The 21,709-nt window shown below is 72.0% G+C and carries 17 protein-coding genes and 1 riboswitch; of the genes, 5 read left to right on the top strand and 12 right to left on the bottom strand.

Annotated elements, in window-relative coordinates; all coding sequences use genetic code 11:
- Window positions 1-33 precede the first annotated feature (33 nt).
- Together ACQPXG_RS09690 and ACQPXG_RS09685 are read left to right on the top strand one after the other, a co-directional pair.
- Window positions 34-1,935, top strand: coding sequence for an AAA family ATPase (locus ACQPXG_RS09690; RefSeq protein ID WP_433467291.1), 1,902 nt, complete (start codon window positions 34-36; stop codon window positions 1,933-1,935).
- Window positions 1,932-2,678, top strand: a complete 747-nt coding sequence (locus ACQPXG_RS09685; RefSeq protein WP_433467290.1) for a 4Fe-4S single cluster domain-containing protein — start codon at window positions 1,932-1,934, stop codon at window positions 2,676-2,678. Before ACQPXG_RS09690 ends, ACQPXG_RS09685 begins: the two co-directional genes overlap by 4 nt.
- Here the strand turns inward: ACQPXG_RS09685 and ACQPXG_RS09680 are convergent.
- A complete protein-coding gene (locus ACQPXG_RS09680; RefSeq protein WP_433467289.1) occupies window positions 2,582-3,469 on the bottom strand; it encodes a hypothetical protein in 888 nt (295 codons plus the stop codon). The two genes, ACQPXG_RS09685 and ACQPXG_RS09680, sit on opposite strands and share 97 nt — an antisense overlap.
- 45 nt (window positions 3,470-3,514) lie before the next feature.
- On the opposite strand from ACQPXG_RS09680, the gene ACQPXG_RS09675 reads away from it, so the two are divergent.
- A complete protein-coding gene (locus ACQPXG_RS09675) occupies window positions 3,515-3,907 on the top strand; it encodes an FHA domain-containing protein (RefSeq protein ID WP_433467288.1) in 393 nt (130 codons plus the stop codon).
- A 194-nt stretch (window positions 3,908-4,101) separates the two neighbouring features.
- Here ACQPXG_RS09675 and typA read toward each other — a convergent pair whose 3' ends face one another.
- Window positions 4,102-5,955: a translational GTPase TypA gene (gene typA / locus ACQPXG_RS09670; protein ID WP_433467287.1), complete on the bottom strand. Its 1,854-nt coding sequence runs from the start codon at window positions 5,953-5,955 to the stop codon at window positions 4,102-4,104.
- Between the two features lie 191 nt (window positions 5,956-6,146).
- A riboswitch (cyclic di-AMP (ydaO/yuaA leader) is annotated at window positions 6,147-6,282 on the top strand.
- 7 nt (window positions 6,283-6,289) lie between these two features.
- Here typA and ACQPXG_RS09665 point away from each other — a divergent pair.
- The gene (locus ACQPXG_RS09665; RefSeq protein WP_433467286.1) at window positions 6,290-7,303 is read left to right on the top strand and encodes an NlpC/P60 family protein; all 1,014 of its coding nucleotides are present in this window, start codon (window positions 6,290-6,292) and stop codon (window positions 7,301-7,303) included.
- A 57-nt stretch (window positions 7,304-7,360) separates the two neighbouring features.
- Here ACQPXG_RS09665 and ACQPXG_RS09660 read toward each other — a convergent pair whose 3' ends face one another.
- Genes ACQPXG_RS09660 through ACQPXG_RS09650 form a run of 3 tightly spaced genes read right to left on the bottom strand, consistent with a single transcriptional unit; the run spans window position 7,361 to window position 9,866 of the window.
- Complete coding sequence (locus tag ACQPXG_RS09660; protein ID WP_433469933.1) at window positions 7,361-7,753, bottom strand: (deoxy)nucleoside triphosphate pyrophosphohydrolase; 393 nt, start codon at window positions 7,751-7,753, stop codon at window positions 7,361-7,363.
- A gap of 5 nt (window positions 7,754-7,758) precedes the next feature.
- Window positions 7,759-8,547 carry a Mut7-C RNAse domain-containing protein gene (locus tag ACQPXG_RS09655; protein ID WP_433467285.1) on the bottom strand — a complete coding sequence of 263 codons (789 nt, stop codon included), beginning with the start codon at window positions 8,545-8,547 and terminating at the stop codon, window positions 7,759-7,761.
- 38 nt (window positions 8,548-8,585) lie between these two features.
- On the bottom strand, window positions 8,586-9,866 hold the full coding sequence (locus ACQPXG_RS09650; RefSeq protein WP_433467284.1) for an amidohydrolase family protein: 1,281 nt from the start codon (window positions 9,864-9,866) through the stop codon (window positions 8,586-8,588).
- 61 nt (window positions 9,867-9,927) lie between these two features.
- Between ACQPXG_RS09650 and ACQPXG_RS09645 the strand changes: the two genes are divergently transcribed.
- A complete protein-coding gene (locus ACQPXG_RS09645) occupies window positions 9,928-10,470 on the top strand; it encodes a MarR family winged helix-turn-helix transcriptional regulator (protein ID WP_433467283.1) in 543 nt (180 codons plus the stop codon).
- Between the two features lie 18 nt (window positions 10,471-10,488).
- Here ACQPXG_RS09645 and ACQPXG_RS09640 read toward each other — a convergent pair whose 3' ends face one another.
- The 7 genes from ACQPXG_RS09640 to ACQPXG_RS09610 all read right to left on the bottom strand — a co-directional run bounded on the left by ACQPXG_RS09640 (window position 10,489) and on the right by ACQPXG_RS09610 (window position 21,281).
- Complete coding sequence (locus tag ACQPXG_RS09640; RefSeq protein ID WP_433467282.1) at window positions 10,489-11,547, bottom strand: NlpC/P60 family protein; 1,059 nt, start codon at window positions 11,545-11,547, stop codon at window positions 10,489-10,491.
- The gene (locus tag ACQPXG_RS09635; protein ID WP_433467281.1) at window positions 11,544-12,179 is read right to left on the bottom strand and encodes a hypothetical protein; all 636 of its coding nucleotides are present in this window, start codon (window positions 12,177-12,179) and stop codon (window positions 11,544-11,546) included. Before ACQPXG_RS09635 ends, ACQPXG_RS09640 begins: the two co-directional genes overlap by 4 nt.
- Window positions 12,179-14,620: a type IV secretion system protein gene (locus tag ACQPXG_RS09630; protein ID WP_433467280.1), complete on the bottom strand. Its 2,442-nt coding sequence runs from the start codon at window positions 14,618-14,620 to the stop codon at window positions 12,179-12,181. The genes ACQPXG_RS09635 and ACQPXG_RS09630 overlap by 1 nt, the downstream gene beginning before the upstream one ends.
- Entirely contained in the window at window positions 14,617-17,100 is a 2,484-nt protein-coding gene (locus tag ACQPXG_RS09625; protein WP_433467279.1) for an ATP-binding protein, read from the bottom strand. Before ACQPXG_RS09625 ends, ACQPXG_RS09630 begins: the two co-directional genes overlap by 4 nt.
- A gap of 166 nt (window positions 17,101-17,266) precedes the next feature.
- Window positions 17,267-20,065, bottom strand: a complete 2,799-nt coding sequence (locus tag ACQPXG_RS09620; RefSeq protein WP_433467278.1) for a TcpE family conjugal transfer membrane protein — start codon at window positions 20,063-20,065, stop codon at window positions 17,267-17,269.
- Window positions 20,066-20,121: 56 nt separating this feature from the next.
- The gene (locus ACQPXG_RS09615) at window positions 20,122-20,244 is read right to left on the bottom strand and encodes a hypothetical protein (protein WP_433467277.1); all 123 of its coding nucleotides are present in this window, start codon (window positions 20,242-20,244) and stop codon (window positions 20,122-20,124) included.
- A gap of 11 nt (window positions 20,245-20,255) precedes the next feature.
- Window positions 20,256-21,281: a conjugal transfer protein gene (locus ACQPXG_RS09610; RefSeq protein WP_433467276.1), complete on the bottom strand. Its 1,026-nt coding sequence runs from the start codon at window positions 21,279-21,281 to the stop codon at window positions 20,256-20,258.
- Between the last annotated feature and the right edge of the window lie 428 nt (window positions 21,282-21,709).

Raw genomic sequence — 21,709 nt, 5'->3', positions numbered from 1 at the left:
TACGGGGGCGCCGCCTCCCACGGAGGAGCACGGATGAGCATTGAATCTCCGACCCTCGGGGGCCGGTTGCAGGGCTGGCCGCCGTTCATCCGGGAGCTGGACGCGACACTGTCGGTGCACTCCCAGTACGTGCTGTCCGGAAACCTCCACGACAGCTTCCTCGCGCCGCCGCAGGAGGGCGGGGGCCCGGCGCGGCTGCTGCCGCTGCGCGGGCTGCTGTGGGAGACGCTGCGGTCCAGCGGCGCGTCCTGCATGATCGTTTACGACCCGGTGGACGGCCTGCAGGTGTACCCGGAGGGAGCCGGGGACGCGGCGCAGGCGGCCGAGACGCTGCTCGGCAAGATCAAGCCGGACGAGAAGCCGTCGCTGGAGGCGCTGACCCGGCAGCTGGCCGCGATCGCCCGGCCGAAGGAGAACGTCCGCGCCGCGTTCGTGATCGACTCGGCGTCCCGCATCGCCCGGACCCCGACGGACCTGGAGCCGGCCGAGCGTGACTTCTTCCGCTTCTGCACGAAGCTGTCGCGCAGCGCCCGGCCCGTGCGGGTGACGGGGGCGCGGCCGAAGCCGCTCTACAACCCGATCATCTGGCTGGTGGAGCGGCCCGGCGATCTGCCGCCGTGGCTGACGGCCGACAACGAGAACATCCGCGAGATCACCATCCCGCGCCCGCACCTCGGCGACCGGCAGGAGACCGCGCGGCTGCTGGCCCGCGCCTTCGGCGTCAGCGACGTCGGATCGGACGAGGTGGCGGCCGCCGCCTGCGACGCGTTCGCCGAGCAGGCCGACGGGCTCACCCTGCAGTCGATGATCGAGGTGACCCGGCTGGCGAAGGAGCGCAACGTCGACCTCGCCGACCTGCCGGACGCCGTCCGCACCTACAAGCTCGGCGTGCTCGACAACCCGTGGAGCCGCGGCCATCTGCGGCGCCGGGTGCTGGACGGGGAGAAACGCGTCCCGGAGCGGGTGATCGGCCAGCCGCAGGCCGTCACCAAGACCCTCGACATCCTCAAGCGGGCGGTACTCGGGCTGTCGGGCGCGCAGGCGACCAGGTCCGGGAGCCGGCCGCGCGGGGTGCTGTTCTTCGCCGGCCCGACCGGCACCGGCAAGACGGAGCTGGCCAAGGCGATCACCGAGCTGGTCTTCGGGGACGAGTCGGCCTACCTGCGCTTCGACATGAGCGAGTTCTCCGGTGAGGGCTCCGGCGACCGGCTGATCGGGTCGCCGCCCGGCTATGTGGGGCACGAGGCCGGCGGCGAGCTGACCAACGCCGTCCGCGAGGACCCGTTCCGGGTGATGCTCTTCGACGAGATCGAGAAGGCGCACCCGCGGATCCTGGACAAGTTCCTGCAGATCCTGGAGGACGGCCGGCTCACCGACGGGCGCGGCAACACCGTGCACTTCTCCGAGTCGATCCTGATCTTCACCTCGAACCTCGGCCTATTCGTGCCGGGACGGGACCTCACGACCCGGGACGCCGCCCATGGCGCCCCGGACCGTGTGCAGAACATCACACCGGGGATGTCCTACGACGAGGTCGAGCAGCGGATCAAGGGCGCCGTCGCCGATCACTTCACCGAGGTCCTGAACCGGCCGGAGCTGCTCAACCGGTTCGGCGACAACATCGTGGTGTTCGACTTCATCTCCGGCGAGGCGGCGCACAAGATCTTCGACCTGCAGTTCGCGAACATCTGCCGGCGGGTCACCGAGGAGCACCGGCTCGTCCTCGTCGTGAAGGGGGACGCGCTGGAGACGCTCCGCGGATGGTGCACGGAGGAGCTCGACAAGGGCGGGCGCGGCATCGGGATGGCCCTGGAGTCGCACTTCGTCAACCCGCTGGCGCGCGCGCTGTTCGACCGGGAACTCGTCCCGGACGAGAAGATCACTGTGACCGGGGTACGGCGCGAGGGCAGCATCGTCCATCTGGACCTCCAGTGAGCCCGGGACGTCCGGCGGACGAGGGCCCCGGCGAGACGCTGCTGCTCGCCAAGGCGCACTATCCGGTGACCACCCTCGGCCCGGGCACCCGGGCGGGCATCTGGACGCAGGGCTGCACGCTGCACTGCCACGGCTGCCTGTCCCGTGACACCTGGGAGGCCGACCCGGGGAAGGCGGTTCCCGTCGAGGCGGTCCTAGGATGGCTCGCGTCACTGCCGGAACCGGTCGACGGGGTGACCATCTCGGGCGGGGAACCGTTCCAGCAGCCGGCCGCGCTGGCTACCCTGCTACGTGGGATCCGCGCGTGGCGGGACACCCTCGGCCGTGAGACGATTAAGTTGGACATATTGATTTACAGCGGATATGTCTACTCTCGGCTCTCGCGCACCGGTGAGACGCGCGAGATCCTGGACATGTGTGACGCCGTGATCACGGGGCCGTACGTCGACCGGCTCAACCCTGGGGGGCGACACCCCGGGGACGGCTCTCTACTCTGGAGAGGGTCGGCCAACCAGCGCGTCGTGCCGCTGTCCCCGCTGGGACGCGAACGGTACGAAACGGTGGCCGGCGTCGGGAAGACTGGAGAAGGAACAGGGCCCCGAGTACAGGTGTCCGTGGACGAAGGGCCGGAGGGAAGGCGGGTGTACTACATCGGGATCCCGCGAAGAGGTGACATGGAGCACCTCACGTCGAGGCTCGACCGCGCCGGGGTGCGCTCGGGGGATGTGTCATGGCGACCTTGAAATGCCCTGTCTGTGACGAACCGTTCCAGCCGGGCGACCTGCTCTGCATGAGCTGCGGGGCCAACCTCGCGCGCGCCGGTGGCGGCGCGCCGCAGCAGGGCCAGGGCGGATACGACCCGCAGCGGGTACCTCCGCCGCCGGGGCCGCAGCAGGGGGGCCAGCAGTACGGCGGGCCTCCCCAGCACGGCCAGCCCCAGCATGGGCAACCGCAACACGGGCAGCAGCAGTATGGGCAGCAGCAACAGCAACAGCCGCCCGCGGACCCGTGGGGGGCACCGCAGCAGCAGCCCCAGGACCAGTGGGGGCCCCCGCAGCCACAGCAGCAGCCCCAGGACCAGTGGGGCGCGCCGCAACAGCAGCAGCCGGCCCCCGATCCGTACCAGCAGCAGCCCCAGGACCAGTACGGCCAGGGGCAGCAGGGACACGGGCAGCAGCAGTACGGGCAGCAGCCCCAGCAGGGCCAGCAGCAGTACGGGCAGCCGCAGCAGCAACCGCCCCAGGACCAGTGGGGGGCGCCGCAGCCACAGCAGCAGCCCCAGGACCAGTGGGGCGCGCCGCAACAGCAGCAGCCGGCTCCCGATCCGTACCAGCAGCAGCCGCAGGACCAGTACGGCCAGCCGCAGCAGCAGTACCAGCCCCCGGACCAGTACGGCGCCCCGCAGCCCGGCGGGGGCGACCACCAGTTCGGCCCGCCGCAGCAGCAGCCCCAGTACGGCCAGCCCCCGCAGCCGCAGCACGGGGGCCAGCCTCCGCTGCCGCCGCACGGGCGTGAGGCGACGCTGCTGCCGCACGAGCAGAACCAGCCGCGCCCGGCCGCGCCCGACAGCACGGCGTTCATGTGCCCGTACTGCGAGGCGGTGCTGGCCAACCCGGGCGCCGCGCAGTGCGACTCGTGCCTGCGCCCGCTGCCGCAGAAGGGCACGCCCGTCCTGCGCGTGCAGTTCCCGACGGGTGAGCTCAAGGTCTCCGTCGGGCAGCACCTGGTGCTCGGCCGCGACGCGGGCCAGTCGCCGGTGGCGGCCACGTTCACGCAGTACGACAACGTGTCGCGGCGTCACTCGACGGTGTGGCTCGACCCGTCCGGGACGGCGTGGGTGCGCGACGAGGGTTCGACCAACGGGACGTTCGTCAACGGCGAGCGGCTCCCCCGCGGTGTGGAGGCCCCGCTCCGCGACGGCGACCAGCTCCGCCTGGCCGCCGACGTGACCGGAACCATCCAGCTGGCCTGAGCAGTACGCTACGGCGAACGGCGGCCCCGGGGATCCGATCCCCGGGGCCGCCGCCGTTCATGGTCCGGACATGCGAACGGGGGCCGCCCGGTACCGGACGGCCCCCGTCCCCTTCGGCGCTCGGTCGGCCGGAAAGCTCGGTCCACCGCGGTCAGCCGTAACGTCGGTCCGCCGTAACGCCTGGTCTTCTCCGGTCAGCCGGCCCGCTTGGTGCGGGCGCGGGTGCGCTCGCGCTCCTTGGCGTCCAGGACGACCTTGCGGATACGGACGGCGGTCGGGGTGACCTCCACGCACTCGTCCTCGCGGCAGAACTCCAGCGCCTCCTCCAGCGACAGGTTCCGGGGCGGGGTGAGCCGCTCCAGCTCGTCGCCGGTGGAGGAGCGCATGTTCGTGAGCTTCTTCTCCTTGGTGATGTTGACGTCCATGTCGTCGGAGCGGGAGTTCTCCCCGACGATCATGCCCTCGTACACCTCGGTGGTCGGGCCGACGAAGAACGTCCCGCGCTCCTGCAGGTTCGTGATCGCGTACGCGGTGGCGGCGCCGGACCGGTCGGCGACCAGCGACCCGGACGGGCGGGTGCGCAGCTCGCCGAACCAGGGCTCGTAGTCCTCGAAGACGTGGTGCGCCATGCCGGTGCCGCGCGTCTCGGTCATGAACTCGGTGCGGAACCCGATCAGGCCCCGGGCCGGGACGAGGAACTCCATCCGGATCCAGCCGGTGCCGTGGTTCGTCATGTGCTCCATGCGGCCCTTGCGGACCGCCATCAGCTGCGTGACGGCGCCGAGGTGCTCCTCGGGGATGTCGACGGTGAGCCGCTCGACCGGCTCGTGCCGCTTGCCGTCGACGTCCTTGGCGACGACCTGCGGCTTGCCGACGGTCAGCTCGTAGCCCTCGCGGCGCATGTTCTCGACCAGGATCGCCAGGGCCAGCTCGCCGCGGCCCTGCACCTCCCAGGCGTCGGGACGCTCGGTCGGGAGCACCCGGATCGACACGTTGCCGACCAGCTCGCGGTCGAGCCGGTCCTTGACCATGCGGGCGGTGACCTTGGTGCCCTTCTCGCGGCCGGCCATCGGCCCGGTGTTGGTGCCGATCGTCATCGAGATGGCCGGCTCGTCCACCGTGATCAGCGGCAGCGGGCGCGGGTCGTCGGCGTCGGCGATGGTGTCGCCGATCATGATCTCGGGGATGCCGGCGATCGCGATGATGTCACCCGGCCCGGCCTCGTCGGCGGGCTTGCGGGCGAGCGCGTCGGTCATCAGCAGCTCGGTGATCCGCACCCGCTCGATGCTGCCGTCGTGCCGGTACCAGGCGACCTGCTGGCCCTTCTTGATCGTGCCGGCGTGCACCCGGCACAGCGCGATCCGGCCGAGGTAGCTGGAGGCGTCCAGGTTCGTCACGTGCGCCTGCAGCGGCGCGTCCGGGTCGTAGGACGGCGCCGGGATCGTCTCGGTGATGACCTTGAACAGCGGCTCCAGGTCGTCGCTGTCCGGCATGTCGCCGTCGGCGGGCTTGCCGAGCGAGGCCCGCCCGGCTCGGCCGGACGCGTACACGATCGGGAAGTCGATCTGGTCCTCGTCGGCGTCGAGGTCCATGAACAGCTCGTACGTCTCGTCCACGACCTCGTCGATGCGGGCGTCGGGACGGTCGGTCTTGTTCACGACCAGGATCACCGGCAGCCGAGCGCCGAGCGCCTTGCGGAGCACGAACCGGGTCTGCGGGAGCGGGCCCTCGCTCGCGTCCACCAGCAGGACGACGCCGTCCACCATGGACAGCCCGCGCTCGACCTCGCCGCCGAAGTCGGCGTGGCCGGGGGTGTCGATGATGTTGATCGTCAGCCCGTTGTGCTTGACGGCGGTGTTCTTCGCGAGAATGGTGATCCCCTTCTCGCGTTCAAGATCGTTGGAGTCGAGCACCCGGTCGTCGACGTCCTGGTTCTCGCGGAAGGCCCCGGACTGCCAGAGCATGGCGTCGACCAGCGTCGTCTTGCCGTGGTCGACGTGGGCGACGATCGCGACGTTCCGGAGGTCGTCGCGCGTGGAGATGGGCATGCGGGTTCGCCTTGCGTGAGAGTTCGGGAGTCGCCGCAGACGCGCGGCACCGATCCATTCTACTCGGCGGTGCGTACCACCCTTTACGCGTCGTTCGCACCAGCGCTCACAGCAGCCCCGATTGGCCAACTTTGCTCATCCTTTGTAATCTGCCCGTGATCCGGTCGTCCGGAGCCCCTCCCCCCGGGGCTGCGGCCGGAACGCCGAATCTCCCGATCGCGGGAGAACCGGGGACCCAAACCCCCTGGGGTGAATCGACGCACGTCGTAGGGCGACTCCTGGCCCGAACCCGTCAGCTAACCCGGTAGGCGTACGAGGAGAGGAGAACACCGGCTTGGCTCCGGATCTTCGCCGGCGGCGCCGCCTCGCGCCCGCCGCCATCGTCACCATGCTCCTGGCCGGCCTCGGCGCCGCCCCGCCCGTCACCGCCCACGCCGCGCAGCCGTTCCGGCTCGCCGCCGCGTCGTCGCCCAGCCCGACCCCGACGACGGAGAAGGGCCTGCGCAAGACCCTGGACGCGCTGAACGAGGAAGCCGAGATCCTCACCGAGAAGTTCAACAAGGCCCGCGTCGACTTCGGCAAGGCCAAGAAGGCGCAGCAGGCCGCCACCGCGGAGGCGCAGCGCCTGCGCACCCTGGCCGAGCCGGCCCGCGAGCAGCTCGGCCGGATGGCCGCGGCGAACTACATGGCCGGCGGCCCGGACGTGCTCTTCGGCTCCGGCGGATCGGCGGACGGGCTGTCCGACCGCGCCTACCTCGCGCAGAACCAGGCGGCCGCCGTCCTCGCGCTGAAGAAGCAGATCGCGCAGGCCGACGCCGCACAGCGCACCGCGGAGGCCAAGACCGCCCAGCTCAAGAAGGCGTGGGACGACGCCAAGCAGGCGCGCGGGGCGGCCAAGGCCAAGGTCACCGAGGTGATGAAGCGGCTCGACAAGCTGACCACCACCCACGTCAGCGACCCGCGCACCGGCCTCACCGCGACCGTGAAGGGCTCCGGGCTGCCCGCGAAGGTGGCCCGCAAGGCGCTCACCAAGCTCGGCAGCCCGTACGTGTGGGCCGCCGCCGGGCCGAGCAGCTTCGACTGCTCCGGCCTCGTCGTCTGGGCCTACGCGCAGGTCGGCAAGTCCGGCCTGCCGCACTACACTGGCGACCTCTTCGCGCTGGGCACGAAGGTCTCGCGCGGCGAGCTGCGCTCCGGCGACCTGGTGTACTTCGGCAGCAACCTGCACCACATGGGCATCTACCTCGGTGACGGGAAGTTCCTGCACGCCCCGCAGACCGGCGATGTGGTGAAGATCTCCAATCTCTCCGACCGCTCCGACTTCGCCGGCGCCAACCGCATCACCTGACGCCATCGCCCCGAGACGTACAAGGGCCTCCCGCGGCGCGGCGGGAGGCCCTTGTATTCATCCTCGCAAGAGGCCCTCGCGGACGAGGGCGCCGATGACGGGACGGTCGCCTGGAAGCCAGTCGACGTCGTAGACCTCGTGCGGGGCCAGCCAGCGCAGGGCCAGGTGTTCCAGGGCCTGCGGCTCGCCTTCGACGATCTCGGCGGTCCAGACGCGCAGAAGGGCGCGTTCGCTCAGCCGCCAGTCGCCGCCGACGCGGCGGCCCAGGCGCACCTTGACGGCGAGTTCCTCGTCGCACTCGCGGACCAGGGCGTCCTCGTCGGACTCGCCCGGATCGACCTTTCCGCCGGGCAGCTCCCAGCCGCCCGCCATGTGCGGCGGCTCGGCCCGCTGCGCGCCCAGCAGCCGCCCGGCCGAGACGATCGCCGCGCCCACGACCACGAGATCGATCGCGATCAGCTCCCCTCCGTCACGGCGGCCCTTGTCCGACCGTTACCCCGAACGGCGTCGACCAGACGCGTCGACTCCCGGACGATCTCCTCCAGGTGGTCGCCGTGCGCGCCGCGCCAGTACACCTGCCCGCAGTCGGCGCAGCGGCCGTAGACGTCGTAGCTGCGGCGGGTGCCCGCTTCGAGGTGCCGTTCGATCTCCTCCTTGTCGACCGGTACCAGTTCGCCGTTGCAGGCGGTGCAGCGCGTCCACGGGCGCAGGACGGGGGCGAAACGGTCGAGCAGGTCGCGGAGCTGGTCGTCCGGCCGGGAGCCGCGGACGTACGCGCCGAACCACAGCGCGCGGCGGCGGAGCAGCCCGCGATCCTGCGTGAGCAGGACGCGGCGTTCCTCGTTGGCCTGGACGACCAGCGCCGGGTCGTCCATGTCGTTGTGGTAGGCGGTGTCCAGGCCGAGCAGGCGCATCCGCCGGGCGAGCGTGCCCAGGTGAACGTCCAGGAGGAAGCGGGGCGCGACCTGCCCCGGCTCCAGCGGCACGGGCTGCGGGCGCGGGACGGCCGCCACGTTCGCCTCGGCGCCGGCGTCCGGCCGGGTGGCGGGCCCGGCCGGCTCGCCGTCGACGGTCATCGGCCCCGCCTCGGGCAGCGGCACGCCGAGCGACTCCACGAGGTGCCCCAGCGTCGAGGTCCCGTCGTGGGACACCCTGGTCACGGCCTCCCGCCGCGCGGCGGGCAGGAACATCAGCAGCTCGTCGGCGACACGGATCGTAATCTCGGGCTCCACGACGCTCAGCATGCCACGCGCCGCCTGCGAATCCCGCCGTATTATCCGCCTCAGGCGGCGGCGAGGCGCGCGGCGGAGTCCGCCAGGGAGGTCAGCAGGGACGGGACGTCCTGGTCCTGCAGCACTCCCCCGCGCTTGACCACCCGGCCGCCGACGAGGACGGTGTCGACGTTGCGCGTGTCCGCCGACAGGACCACGGCCGCCACGGGATCGTGGGCCGCCGCCACGCCGAACGTGTCGGTGCGCAGGACGAGAAGGTCGGCCTGCTTGCCCGGTGCCAGCGACCCGGTGACGTCCGCGAGCCCCGCGACCTCGGCGCCCTCGATCGTGGCCGTCCGCAGCGCGTCGGCCACGGTGAACCCGATGCCGGCGGCATCGGGGCGCCCGCGCTCAAGGAAGTACGCGGCCCGCATCATGCTGAACATGTCGCCGGGGCAGCTGGCGACCGTGTCGGCGCCGAGGCCCGTCGGGGCGCCCGCGGCACGGGCCCGTCCGGTGGGCGGCGCGCCGATGTTCAGGGCGGCCTCGACGCCGGGCGCGACGGACACCGTGCCGCCGCTGCCGGCGATCCGTCTGAGCGCCTCGTCGGTGTAGAAGTTGGCGTGCACGTACGTCGTCGGGTGGTCCATCAGCCCGTTGCCGCCGAGGAACGCCAGCCCGCGCGCGGCGCTCTCGGCCCCGTGGCCGCCCATGTGCGCGGTGACCGGGAGCCCGAGGTCGCGGGCCAGCCGCCATTCGGCCAGCGCGCGCTCCTCGCCCGCGATCTCGGGGCCGAGCGCGGCCAGCGCCATGGTGATCGTCCCGTCGGCGTACTCGCGGTGGACGCGGGCCGTCTCGGCGGCGAGCGCGTCGAGGTCGCCGTCGCCGCCGTAGCAGTAGCCGAACACCGCCCTGATGCCGGATGCGCGCAGCGCGGCGACGTTCGCCTCGGTGTGGCCGGGGCTGAGCTGGATGTGCGACCAGTCGACCAGAGTCGTGATGCCCGAGTCGAGGCACTCCAGTGCGCCGGCGAGCGTCCCGGCGTACACGTCCTCAGGACGGTATCGGGGCGCCAGTTCGCCGAGGACGCGCTGCAGGTAGGCGGGGAGGTCGGTGTCGGGGAGGATCGCGCGGATCCCCGCCTGCCAGGTGTGCCGGTGGGTGTCGACGAACCCGGGCATGACGATGCGCCCGGTCACGTCGATGACGTCGGCGCCCGCCGGAGCGGCCAGGCCGGGGCCGACCGCGGCGATGCGGCCGTCCTCGACGAGCACGTCGGCGTTTCCCAGCACCGCCGGCTCGGGTGCGGTGTCGATGACGAGCCCGTTCGTGAGCAGTAGAGTCGTTGCCATGCCGAAAAGCTTAAGAGTTAGCTTTTCCAAAAGCAACTGAGCGAGCGAGTATTCTCGGTGCGTGCAGGCGGACGAGGGTGCGGGCAAGAACGACGGCGCGGGCAGGGACGACATCGACGTCGTGGCCGAGGCGTGGCGGCGCGACGGCATGTCCGAGCCGCTCATCGCGATGCTGGAGGTCGGCAAGCGCGCCGGACGCATCGCCATGCTGGTACAGCAGGCCCTCCGCGGCCCGCTCGCCGAACTCGGCCTCACCTACGCCGAGTTCGAAGTACTGACCGTCCTGCGCCGAGAGGGCGAGCCGTACCGGCTGCGCCCCAGCGAGCTCACCCGGTCGGCGTTCCTCACCTCGGGCGGAACGAGCAACGTCCTGCAACGGCTGCAGAAGGCCGGCCACGTCGAACGCGAGGCCAACGCCGGCGACGCCCGCAGCCGCTTCGTGCAACTGACCGCAGACGGGCTGCGCATCACCGAACAGGCCCTCGCCGCGTCGGCCGCCGCACACGAGGAAGTCATGGCCCGGGTGCCATCGGAGGAGATCCGGGACGCCGCCGACGCGCTCCGCGAAATCCTCCTCGTCATCGGCAGCCGCCGGTTCCGCTGAGCACCACGCTCCGCCGCCCTACTGCCGCGCGGCCAGGGCGTCCACCTTCTTCTTGAAGTCGGGCCGCGCGAGCGGACGCGTCACGCCCACCCAGTCCGACCGCTTGTAGGACTTCACGCCGATCGCGGGAACGCAGGTCGAACAGCTCGCCACGATCATCTTGCCCTTTCCGATGACCATGCCGACATGACCGGGGTTGTTCGACGACGTCCCCGGGCCCGAGTTGAAGAACACCAGGTCGCCGGGCAGCTCCTTGCCTTTGCTGATCTTCACGCCGAACGGCCACTGCTCGAACGTCGTGCGGGGGATGTTCAGGCCGACCTGCCGGTAGGCGGCCTGGATGATGCTGGAGCAGTCCCACGCGTCCGGCCCGGTCGCGCCGAACACGTACGGCTTGCCGCGCTGCGCCAGCGCGAAGGCGATGATCTGCTTGACGAGGGCGCTCATGTTGGCGGGGAGCTCGTTGTCCTCGCAGTTGACGCCGTTCGCCTGTACGACCTTGAAGTCACCGCCGACATAGCGTTTCGCCCAGCTCAGGACGAGGTCGACGTAGTCCCACGAGTGGTTGTACTGGAAGATCGCGGTCTTCATCCGCTGCGGGGCACCGTTGTGCTTGAGGTAGGCGGCGGCCGAGGGGATCGCGTCCGCCGGGTCGTAGCGGTCCTTCTTGCCGTCCTTGTTCCCGTCGACCGCGAACTCCTTGAACGTCCCGGCCAGGAACTGCATCGGCCCGCCCGCGCCCGCGTAGTTCTCCCCGCTGCTGACGCCCGGCATGGTCGACCTGCCGTGGTCGGTCTCCACCTTGCCGACACCGGCCAGCACGTTCCATGGGATGCCGTACTGCTTGCCAGCGGCCTGGTACAGCGACAGATAGTTCGATGGGACGGCCTTCGCGTCGTTCGCCGCCGCGGGCTGCGTGCCCGCGTCGGCCACGTTCACGCAGTTGCCGCCGCCGCCAATCCCGCCGCCGAAGATGAACTGGCTCACGCCGAACAGGATCGGGACGAAGACCAGTGCGGCGAACATCACCGCGGCGACGCCGAGGGCGGCCGCGATCAGCAGCCTCCGGGGAGTCATCCGGTGTCACCGGCCTGGCCGGCATCCGCGGGCTGGAAGGAGTACACCTTCAGCGCACCGCCGTCCCGCGCCACGGTCACGGCGTACTGCTTGCTGTCGTCGCTCGTCTTGCCGCTCCTGGTGACCTGCTGGTGGCCGGTCACCAGAAAGATGATCGAGTTGTCCTCGATGTCGCGGACCCGGTCGAGCGACGCCGATCCCTGCGCGACGAGCTGCACTCGCTGCCGCTCCTCCGTCATCGCGGGGGTCGCCGCGTCCTGCCCGAGCCGCTGCTTCAGGTCGTCGGTGGTCAGGCCGGTGAACCGACCCATGTAGGTCTCGGGGGTCTCGTCGTAGCGGTAGGTGCCGTAGGCGGCGACGAACCGCTGCGCCAGGTCCGCCGCCGTGGCGAACTCCTGCCGGGAGAACGTCAGCAGCCGGTAGATGTCGAAGTCGCCCGGGTTCACCGCCTTCTGGATCCCGGACGGCGTGGACGACGGGCCCGGCGCGCGAGTGGCCGTGGCGCTCGGGCGGGCATCGGGCTCGCCCGACGATCCGCCGGGCGACGCGACCGTCAAGTAGACGCCGACGGCGGCGAGCACGACGACCAGGCCCGCGAACAGAAGCTTGCGCCGGCGGTCGGTCAGGTTCATCACTCGTCCCGCCGGTCGACCGGGCGCAGCCAGAACGGGATCGGCGGGCCGTCGCCCGAGCCGCGCTTGCCCCACAGCGGCGGGGGCTGACGCCGTCCGCCCGGTGCGGGACGCGACGGGCTCCCGCCCGAGCCACCACCCGAGCCACCGCCTGAGCTGCCGCCCGAGCCACCGCCCGAGTTGCCGCGCTGCCGGGGAACGTTCGACCCTCCGCCGCCGGAACCACCGGAACCACCGGAACCGCCCGAACCACCGCTCCCGCCGGGGCCGCCGCGGCCACCGGGCTCGCCCCGCCTGCCGGGCTCACCTCGCCTGCCGGGCTCGCCACGCCTGCCGGGCTCGCCACGCCTCCCCGGAGCGCCCTGCACACCGGGCGCGCCCCGGACGCCGGTACGGCCGGAGCCGCCGTTTCCGCCCGAGTCGCCGCCGTCGGTTACACCGCGTCCCGTCCAGGAGGTCGGCCGGACGCCGCTCTTGCCGGAGCCGCCGCCGGAGGGCTCCTCGTCGCCCTTCGCCATGATGATGCGGCCCAGCCGGGGCTCGCCCGCCTTGGCGCCGTCCTTGCGGCGGTCGCCGAGCGCGCCCGCCCTGGTCGGCAGGTTCAGCGGCGGAGCACCGCGCCGGGATCGTCCCTGCGCCGCCGCGGCGCCCGCGCCGCGCGGCTTGGCCGCGAGCACCGGCGCGTCCTCGGGCGACTGCTCCTCGCCCGCCCCGGCCGCCGACCGGTCGGACGCGGTCACCGCTCCGGCCATGGCGCCGCCCGCCCCACCGCCTGCGGCGGCGGCCACCACCGGTGTCGGGTCGTTCTTGAGCTTGCGGAGCGCCTGGTAGGCCGCCACGGGCGGAATCGCCTCGGTGCGCCTGCGGGCCGCCGCGACCGACTTGCCGAACTCCGACTCGCCCTTGTCCCGCGCCCCGACCGCCGAGTAGCCGACGGCGGAGAACAGGTGCTGGAACGGCTTGCGGTAGATGAACGCCGCGAACGTCACCAGCGCGATCAGCAGCACCTGCAGTCCCCAGGGCAGCGTCTCACCGAGGATCAGGCTGTACGCCCACAGCAGCAGCGAGAGCACGCCGATGAGCGCTGCCTGTTTCAGCAGCATGGACAGCAGCAGTTCAAGCCAGCGGATGGCGATGACCCGCCCGACGCCCGGATGTATCCCGATCCCGAGGAAGATCGGGCCCGCGACGAGGAGCAGCAGGAACGCGATCTTCACCACGATCAGCGCGAGCGCGATGACCATGATGAGCAGCCCCGCGACCAGCGCCGCGAACAGCGCGATGATCGCCACTCCCAGCCGGTTCTGCCAGTCCTTGCCCTGGAACAGCGCGTAGTTCTCCGAATGGTTGTCGTCGATGTCCTTCGTGACGTCCTTGTAGGCGTCGGACTTCTTCCCCAGATCGACCTTGTTGGTGCCGTACGTCTCCGGCAGATCGACCGCCTGCGACCAGAGCAGCTTGTCGGCGTTCTGCTTGACGATCTCCGCGTTGGGGTCGTTGGTGCCGAACTCGCCCTGCAGCCACGGCTTGCAGACGAGCGCCACCCACAGCGCGTTCGCGTTGCGGGACGTCGCGTCCAGGTTCTCCGACGTCGCCGGGTCGGGCTTGCCGTTGGGGACGGGAATACATGTCCCGCCCTTGGTATCGCTCGGCGGCAACGCGGCGTTGAACGCGGCGGACGTCGCCTCGGACGTCTTCGTCCCGAGCGTGGTGAAGTCCGCGGGCCGGGCGATCAGCCAGGTCAGCGCCACCATCGCGGCCACCATCCAGACCACGCCTTCGGTGACCTTGCTCGCCCGCTTGCGGACGAGGCCCCACCAGGCCAGCCACATCGCGCCGAGGATGATCACCCAGGACCAGTAGCGCGCGTTGAACGTCTTGCCGATGCCGGTGATGACCCCGTCGACGGTGTCCTTCAGCCAGCTCAGCAGCGACTCCGACGCGGCCGCCTGGTAGACGCTGATCGTCGTCCGGTCGATCGTCCGGACGAAGGTGAACACGGTGTTCGCGACCGCGTTGCCCATCATGGCCATCGCGTCCGCGCACCCCATGTCGACCGCGTACCAGGTCTGGCCGGCGGTGCCGTACCGGTCGTAGTACGTCAGCCCCTCGACGTGGGTCTTCTGCAGTTTCTCGTTCGGGTAGTCGGGCGGCTTGATCATGCCGTCCGTCCCGGACCCGTACCGCTCGGGCGGAGGATGGTCGGCCGGTTTGCACGCGTCGTTCAGCGGATTCGGCGGCAGCGGCGGACCCGACGCGGACGCCGGGAACAGCGGCCCCACCATGAGCAGCGCCATGATGGTCAGCAGCAGTATCGAGCGGCGGGTGCGCGGCCGCCGGCGGCGGGTGGTACGGCGGCGGGACCGGCCCAGGGCCTTGCGGTCGAGTCCTTCGCCCGGTGAGCGCTGCAGGCGCGCCATCCGGTCGCCGGAACCCCTCATCGAGTGGCCTCCTCGGCCTCGGCCCCCGCGGCGGTGAGTTCGGACGGGCCCGGACGGGACCGGGTCGGGTTGGTGTCCAGCCAACGCTGCAGTTCCTCGGAGATCAGGTCGACGCCGATGCGCCCCGCACGGCCGTCGAGGTCACGGAAGATGCATTCGCCGTTGCCGAGGTTGCGCAGCACGGCCTTGTGCTCGTCGGACGCCTCCACCCCGAGAAGCGACATGACGTTGCTGACCTCGACCCGCTCGGTGGAACGGAACGAGAACACCGACGACAGGCAGTTCGTCACCTGCTCGTTCAGCAGGTCCCCCGCGTTCTGGGAGACCAGGATCAGCGCGGTGTTCCGGGAGCGCCCCATGCGGGACACCTCCGGCACCAGCTTGGCGCCCTCGGGAGTCGCGGTGATCGCCCACGCCTCGTCCAGGAAGATGGCCTTCGGCAGCCGCCGGTCGAGGCCGTGCATGAGCCGCCGCGCGAACTGCGACACCAGGTACATCAGCGCCACCGACAGCCGCTGCTCGTAGGAGTAGTCCTCCCGCGCGATGGCGACGTCCGGCAGGGTGAGCCCGCCGAGGGTGAACACGGTCGTCCACCCGGCGGTGTCGATGCGCTCGCCGCCGGACGGGTCGAAGCACAGCCGTGCGAGCCGCATCTCCGACATGGACCGCAGCACCGCGCCGAGGTTCTTGGACGCGGGGTCCTCCGCGGCCTCCAGGTGGTCGACGACGCGTCCGAGGGACGGCCGCTCGGCGTTGGCGACCGCGCCGACCGCCTGGATCATCGCGGACTCGCGCTCCTCCGACATCCGCGGCAGCAGCAGCCGCAGCGTCTCGGTCGCCATCGTCTTCATCGTGGCGAGGTCGTCGCCGAACGAGAACGGGTCGAGCAGGCCGGGCGCCGCCGAGCCGAGCGGCAGGATCCGCGCCTTGCGGCCCCGCGCCTTGAGCAGTTGCACCAGCGCCTCGGCGTCGCCCTTCGGGTCGATCGCCGCGATGGTGACGCCGCGCAGCGCCATCTGGTAGATGAGCAGCAGCGCGAGCGTGGTCTTGCCGCCGCCGGGCTCGCCGGTGATCGCGACGGCGGTCGGGCGGTTCCGGGCCGCGGCGACGAGCGGGTCGAAGTGCACGATGGACCGGGCCCGGCCGAGCGTCTCGCCGACGTACGGGCCGATCCAGCCCTCGGCCTCGTCGTCCGGGCGGTCCCCGAGGTCGACGGTCGCGACCGGCATGCCGCCCGCGATCGTCCGCAGCGGCTGGCGCTGCGCGTAGGCGTTCAGCCGGATCTGGTCGCCAGGCAGCGACTCCAGGAACAGCGAGAACTGGTCGCCGGTCGAGTTGACGACGTCGATGCCGATGTCGCGGTAGTGCTCGACGACGGCGTCCACCCGCTGTGCGAGCAGCTCCTCGGTCGGCGCGGACACGATCAGCCGGTGCCACCCGTACACGAACGGCAGCCGCTCCTTGGTGATGCCGTGCTCCAGCATCCGGGCCGCGTCGATCTGCTCGGCGAGCGCGATCGGCGCCTCCGCGCCCGCCTCCCGGATGTGCTGGTCCATGTCGCGGGCGTGCGCCAGCTTCCGGGAGACGTCCTTGGACGCCTTCGCCGGCGGGATCAGCTTCATCCGCGCGCTGATCTCCACCGGGAACGGGAGGGCGTCGGCGTAGTGGAACCAGGGCTCGCCGTCCGGGAACGGCATCATGTCCGGGAACCGGGCGAACGACAGGTAGGCGACATACGACGCGGCCGTGGCGCTCGTGCCCGCGCCCGTGAAGTTGGGCTGCTCGATCCGCAGGTACGAGCGCCCGTTGTGGATGGCGCCCTCCACCAGCGACTCGATCTCGCCCTTGCCCCACGTCCGGCGCGGGACGGCGGACGGCGGCGGATCGGCCAGCGCCCCCGTCACCGCGTGCTGGAACAGCCACGCCACCTCGGTCGAGGTGGCGTGCCGGGCGTACAGCGCCGACCCGCCGAGCGCGCGCCCGACCCGCTCGGCCTGCTCCGTCCAGCGGGTGATCTCCTTCTTGTCGATCGCGTCGTCGTGCACGCCGAGGACGCCCTCGCTCCGCTTGTACAGGACCCTGAGCTGCGACAGGACGCTGCCGGACAGGTGCATCCCGCGCTGGCCGAGCCGGACCCCGAGGTAGACCTCCTTGGTCCAGAAGTCCTTGGCCCACACGTGCGCGTAGGTCTCCTCCAGGTACTCCCGCCACCCCGCGCCGCCGTCGGACGTCTGGTCCAGCGCCAGCGCCCACTCCGCCGCCGGGTAGGTCCGGTGCGCGATCCGCAGATGCACCTCGGCGTCCTGCATCCGGATGCCCGCGAGCGCGATGGTGATGTTGGTGGCGAGCGCCTCGCGTTCCTCGCCGGTGGTGAACTCGTAGGACACCGTGGGCAGCCGGAAGTACGCCCACGCGGCGTTGTCGGTGAACAGCACACGGTCGTCGAAGTACCGCACGGCGAGCCGGCTGGACTTGCTCATGCCGACCTCCCGTCCCGTGTCCCGGCCCCCGATTCTCCCGCCGCGCGGGCGGCCGCGCAGGGCTGGCCGGGAGAGTCTTCGCCGTCCGGACGGTCATGAAGGTCGAACGCGTCCGCCAGGAATGCCCGGCTCGCTGCGGTCTCCGCTCGGTGCCCGCGGGGGGCGCTCATCGGGTGGCCTCCTGCTCCTGCTGAAGCTCCTGGTAACGCTCGGGCATGACGGTGAAGCCGCCGGCGACCACGCCGGCGAGGGCAAGATAGGCACGCCGCGTCGGCGTCCGCAACGACTTCAGCTCGTTGCGCGGCGCGCGGTCCATGCTCAGGTGATCATCCCATGGGATGCGCACCAGCGCCCGGCACCGCCCCCGCGCCACGGCCTCGGCCTGCTCGACGTCGTCCATGCTGCGGCGGCTCACGCCGTTGATGACCGTGACGGCGCGGGACCGCAGCTCCTCGTAGCCGTGGCCGTCCAGCCACTCGAACGTCATCGCGACCGCGCGCGGGGCGTCCGCGCTGGCCGGCGTGACGAGGACGATCTGGTCGGCGTACGGCAGGACGCGCGCGACCACGGCGGCCGCCGCGTCCAGCAGCGTCACCGAGTAGAACTTGTCGATCGTGCGGATCGCCAGGGCGTAGTCGCGGTCGTCCAGTGCCTGCAGCGGGTTCTTGCCCGCCGCGATGACGTCGAGCCCGGACTTGGCCTGCGAGGTGTACCGGCGCATCGCGGTCAGGCTGCCGACCTGGTCGGCGCGCGTGATGAGCCCGGTCAGCGTCTCGTTGGTGTCGCTGCGCGTCCGCCGGGCGAGCGCACCTGGGCCGGGGTTCACGTCGATCGCGACGACCGGTTCCCCGTTGTACTGCGCGAACGTGTGCCCCAGCATCAGCGACGTGACGGTCTGCCCGGCGCCGCCGGTGCAGCCGAGCACGACGACGTGCCGCGTCCCGTGGAACGGCTGCTGGATCCGCTGCTGGTAGTCGGCGTCGACCTCGCCGTGCCCGCCGCCGACCGCGTGGATGAGCCGGCGCAGCCCGCCGCCGCTGACCTCGTGCTCGGGACCCGGCGGGGTGATCGCGGGACCGGAGGGCGGCGGGGACGGTGGCGGCGGCAGCGGCCGCGGCCGGACGGGCGACGCGGGCTGCGACCGGACCTCGCGCGGCGGGGCCGCCTCCTCCGCGGGAGGCGGCGGCTCGACCGGTGCCTCCGGCGCGGACGGGGGCCCCGGCTCGGGGACGGGCGGCCACGTGAGGTTCTCCGAGGCCGCCGGACGCGGCGGCTTGGAGAGCCCGTTCGTCCAGGGCCTCGGCGGCTCCAGCCGGGGCGCCTGCTGCTCGGAGGGCTCCGCGGGCGGCTCGCCCTGCGTTCCGAACGCGCCCGGCACCATCGGGATGTCCGGCCGCGTCGCCGGGGGCCGCGGCGCGGGCGTCCACGGCCGCGGCAGATCCCGCCGCGTCTCGCCGGCCCGCGGGCCCTCGGCCCCCTGGGCGGCCGGACGCTCCGCACGCGGAACATCCCGCTCCGCCTCCTGGCTCCCGGAGTGCCGGGCGGCCGCGGGCCGCTCGGCGGGCGGCGCATCCCGACCTTCCCGCTGCCCCGGTCCCTGAGCGGCCGGACGCTCCCCGGCCGTGTCCGGAGCTCCCGCGTCCCCGGGTTTCTGCCCGGCCGGACGCGCCACGGACGGGACGTTCCCGGGTGTGCCCGGAGTTCTCGCGGCTCCAGGCCTCTGCGCGGCCGGGATGTCCTCGGCCGTGTCGGGAGTTCCCGCCTCTCCGGGCTTCCGCGCGGCCGGCGCGTCCTGTTGCGGCTTCCGGTCTCCCGGTTCGTGAGCGGCCGGTCCCACCGCGGGCCGGACGTCTTGCGGGGGTTCTTGGGATCCGTGATCGCCGAGGGGGGCGAGGGCTCGCTGCCCGGCGACCTTCCGGTCGCCTGGCTCTCCGTTGAACGCCTGCACCGCACGTATGCGCTCGCCGTCGGCGGCGTGTGCCTGCTCCGGCTCTGCCGGCGGCTCCCGTGTCACGCCCTCGCCCGGCTCGGCGGGGCGTACCCAGCGGATGTTCGCCGACGCGGGCGGCCGGACGTCCTCGCGGGTGTCCGCGGACGGCGGCGGGGGCGCCTGCCGCTCGCCGGGGCGCGGGTCGTGGTCGGGGGCGTTGGCGATCTCCTCGGCGGCCTTGCGGACGTCGGCGCCGGGGGGTTCGGCGGCCTGCCAGAACGCGGCCGGGGCGCCCGGGCGGCGGACGCCGGAGGCCAGCGCCCGCTTGCCGGAGCCGGGAGGCGGCGGGGGCGCCTCCAGCCGCGGGGTCGCCGGGGGCCGGTCGAGTTCGGCGGAGGCGGGCAGGACGTCGTCCTCGTGGGAGATGTCGCGGGTGCCGCGGCGCCACGGTCTCGGCGGAGCGGTCTCGGCGGGTGCGCCGGGCCGGGGGGCGAGGACGGGCTCGCGCTGGGCGGCGTACTCGCCCAGCGACGGCGGCGCCGCGGCGGCCGAGGGCCGCGGGACGAGGGCCGGGGTCGCGACGGGAACCGGCTCGGCTTCGGGCCGGCGGACGCGGCGGCGCGACTTGATCGCGGCGCGTTCCATCGCGGCGGCCGGGGCGGGGGCCCCGGTCCGGCGCCAGACGCGGGCGACGATGACGACCTCGCGGGGCTCCCGGATCGGGGTGAGGCGGCACCAGGTGCGGGGCTCGGCCAGGTAGCGGCTCTGGGAGATCAGCAGTTCGGTGAGCCGCTTGCCCTCGATGACGGGGCGGGTCGCCAGCCAGGTGAGGACGCCCGGCGGGACGATGTAGAGGACGTGCCAGGGTGACTCGAAGGGGATCCCGACCACCCTGAGCAGCAGGATCCACGGCACGAAAATGCCGAGGAACACGCCGATCTGGACGAGCGGCAGCGGCATGGGCAGCCGCAGGTCGTACAGCTTGTAGAGCCGCTTCTCGATGCGCCAGATGTTCGTGTACGTGGGTAGATCCACGCCCCTACTCCCCTAACTGAGCGAGCACCGTGCCGCCTGCCGACCTCCTCCGGTGGTCAGGTGACGTCCACGCCGAGGGCCTCGGCGATCGCCTTGGCCGTGGTCTCGATGATGTTCGGCACGTAGAAGACCACTACCTTTCCCAGGTCGGCGGATTCGCTGGGGGTCGTCGTGTTCACGTCGCGGCCTCTCATGATGCTTTCGGTTCCGTGGTGCCGCGAATGTCCTGGACGAGCCAGGTCGAATTCTTCTTGACCATGGCGAGCTGGTAGGTCTGCTCCAGCTCGCCCCCGCCGCCTCCGGCGGGCTGCCACACCACGGTCGCGGTGACGGTGCGCTCGCCCTCCGGCCCTCTCGGCGCGACGACCTCCTTGACCTGCACGAAGTTCACGGAGCTGGCGAGGCCCGCGATGGTCGTCCCGTTGGAGAAGCGGGACAGGGCGGCCTGGTTGCCGGTCGCGTACTCCTGGAAGAAGGTGCCGAGGAACGGCTGGAGCTCGGTCTCCAAGGACGTGTCGCGGTCGTCGACTCCGCCCTGGGGAAGCTGCGCCTTGGTCGGCGGGGGGAGCAGGGCGGGACGGGCCGAAACGACCAGTGAGCCGCTCTTGTCCGCGTACACGGGAACGGCGAGGCGGAGCCACCTGTCGGCCGTCCGGGCGAGCAGCGTGACGGTCGCGTTGTTGGCGTCGCGGGCGTCCACTCCGGCGACCTGGACGGACTGCACCTGCATCTTCCCGACGCCGTTCCAGCCGAATTGGGCGTCGGCGCCGTCGGGCAGGAAGGTGCGCAATTGCACCTCGCGGACGGGCGCGGTCTTCTGGTCGAAGTTGAGGTAGACGTTGGCGAACTGGATGGCGAACGCACCCGCCGCGCTGCTGGGGAAGCCCGCGCTCTTCGGCGGCTTGGACGGGGTGTCCGACCCGCCGGCGGTGTCGTCCGCGGTGAACCGCTCGAACGGGGCGCGGACGCCGTTGACGAGGATGACGACGATGAGGGCCCAGAGCACGGCGCGCCCGACCCACACCCACCAGCGGCCGCCGGAACCGCCCCACCGGCCGCCGCCGCGCGCGCCGCCGTCGCCGGACCCTCCGCGGCCCCGGCCCGTCTCCGGCAGGTCCCACGGGTCGGCGGACGACGCGAGCGCCCGGCCGGGCGCCGCCGTCTCGTCGACTACGGCGGTGTCACGGCCGCGTCCCACGGCCGACCTGCGAGCCATCCTGCCTCCGCTCGCGCCTCGCCCCCGGTCGGCGCGGTCCTCTGTGCCTGGTCATGTTCCGGTGGTCCTTTCTGAACCCACCTCGGGCCCAGGGTAACCACGGGCGTCAATTGTTCCAGCGCATCGCAGCGAAGCACACCCCCGGCACGCGGTTGTGGATAATGCAATCCACCTCAGCAGGAACGGGGAAGATTGCCAAACGGTGACGATCCCCTATCCAAGGCTCCGAACAGTGCGCAGGTCCACGTTCCGGACAAGCACGGCGACTCGGAAGTTGATTGGTTACCGGGTGACGACGGCGACCGCAATCTGTTCCCAAAAATATCGGGCAGACTGTCGGATTCGCGACATTTCACGACAAAACACCCAGCTCGGTGGCCACAGGAGCCTCGGCGGCATCAGCTGTTGCCAAAATCACACGGGCCACG

This window comes from Spirillospora sp. CA-128828 (genome assembly GCF_050945415.1).
In the GTDB taxonomy this organism is placed as follows: domain Bacteria; phylum Actinomycetota; class Actinomycetes; order Streptosporangiales; family Streptosporangiaceae; genus Spirillospora.
Note: the sequence above shows the minus strand (reverse complement) of the source record. Positions and strands in the feature narration are given on the sequence as shown.

Coding starts and splice junctions, on each gene's coding strand:
- ACQPXG_RS09610 (WP_433467276.1), bottom strand. CDS start 21,281: ATGGCTCGCAGGTCGGCCGTGGGACGCGGCCGTGACACCGCCGTAGTC.
- ACQPXG_RS09640 (WP_433467282.1), bottom strand. CDS start 11,547: ATGACTCCCCGGAGGCTGCTGATCGCGGCCGCCCTCGGCGTCGCCGCG.
- ACQPXG_RS09630 (WP_433467280.1), bottom strand. CDS start 14,620: ATGAGGGGTTCCGGCGACCGGATGGCGCGCCTGCAGCGCTCACCGGGC.
- ACQPXG_RS09655 (WP_433467285.1), bottom strand. CDS start 8,547: ATGCTGAGCGTCGTGGAGCCCGAGATTACGATCCGTGTCGCCGACGAG.
- ACQPXG_RS09650 (WP_433467284.1), bottom strand. CDS start 9,866: ATGGCAACGACTCTACTGCTCACGAACGGGCTCGTCATCGACACCGCA.
- typA (WP_433467287.1), bottom strand. CDS start 5,955: ATGCCCATCTCCACGCGCGACGACCTCCGGAACGTCGCGATCGTCGCC.
- ACQPXG_RS09690 (WP_433467291.1), top strand. CDS start 34: ATGAGCATTGAATCTCCGACCCTCGGGGGCCGGTTGCAGGGCTGGCCG.
- ACQPXG_RS09635 (WP_433467281.1), bottom strand. CDS start 12,179: ATGAACCTGACCGACCGCCGGCGCAAGCTTCTGTTCGCGGGCCTGGTC.
- ACQPXG_RS09625 (WP_433467279.1), bottom strand. CDS start 17,100: ATGAGCAAGTCCAGCCGGCTCGCCGTGCGGTACTTCGACGACCGTGTG.
- ACQPXG_RS09675 (WP_433467288.1), top strand. CDS start 3,515: ATGTGCCCGTACTGCGAGGCGGTGCTGGCCAACCCGGGCGCCGCGCAG.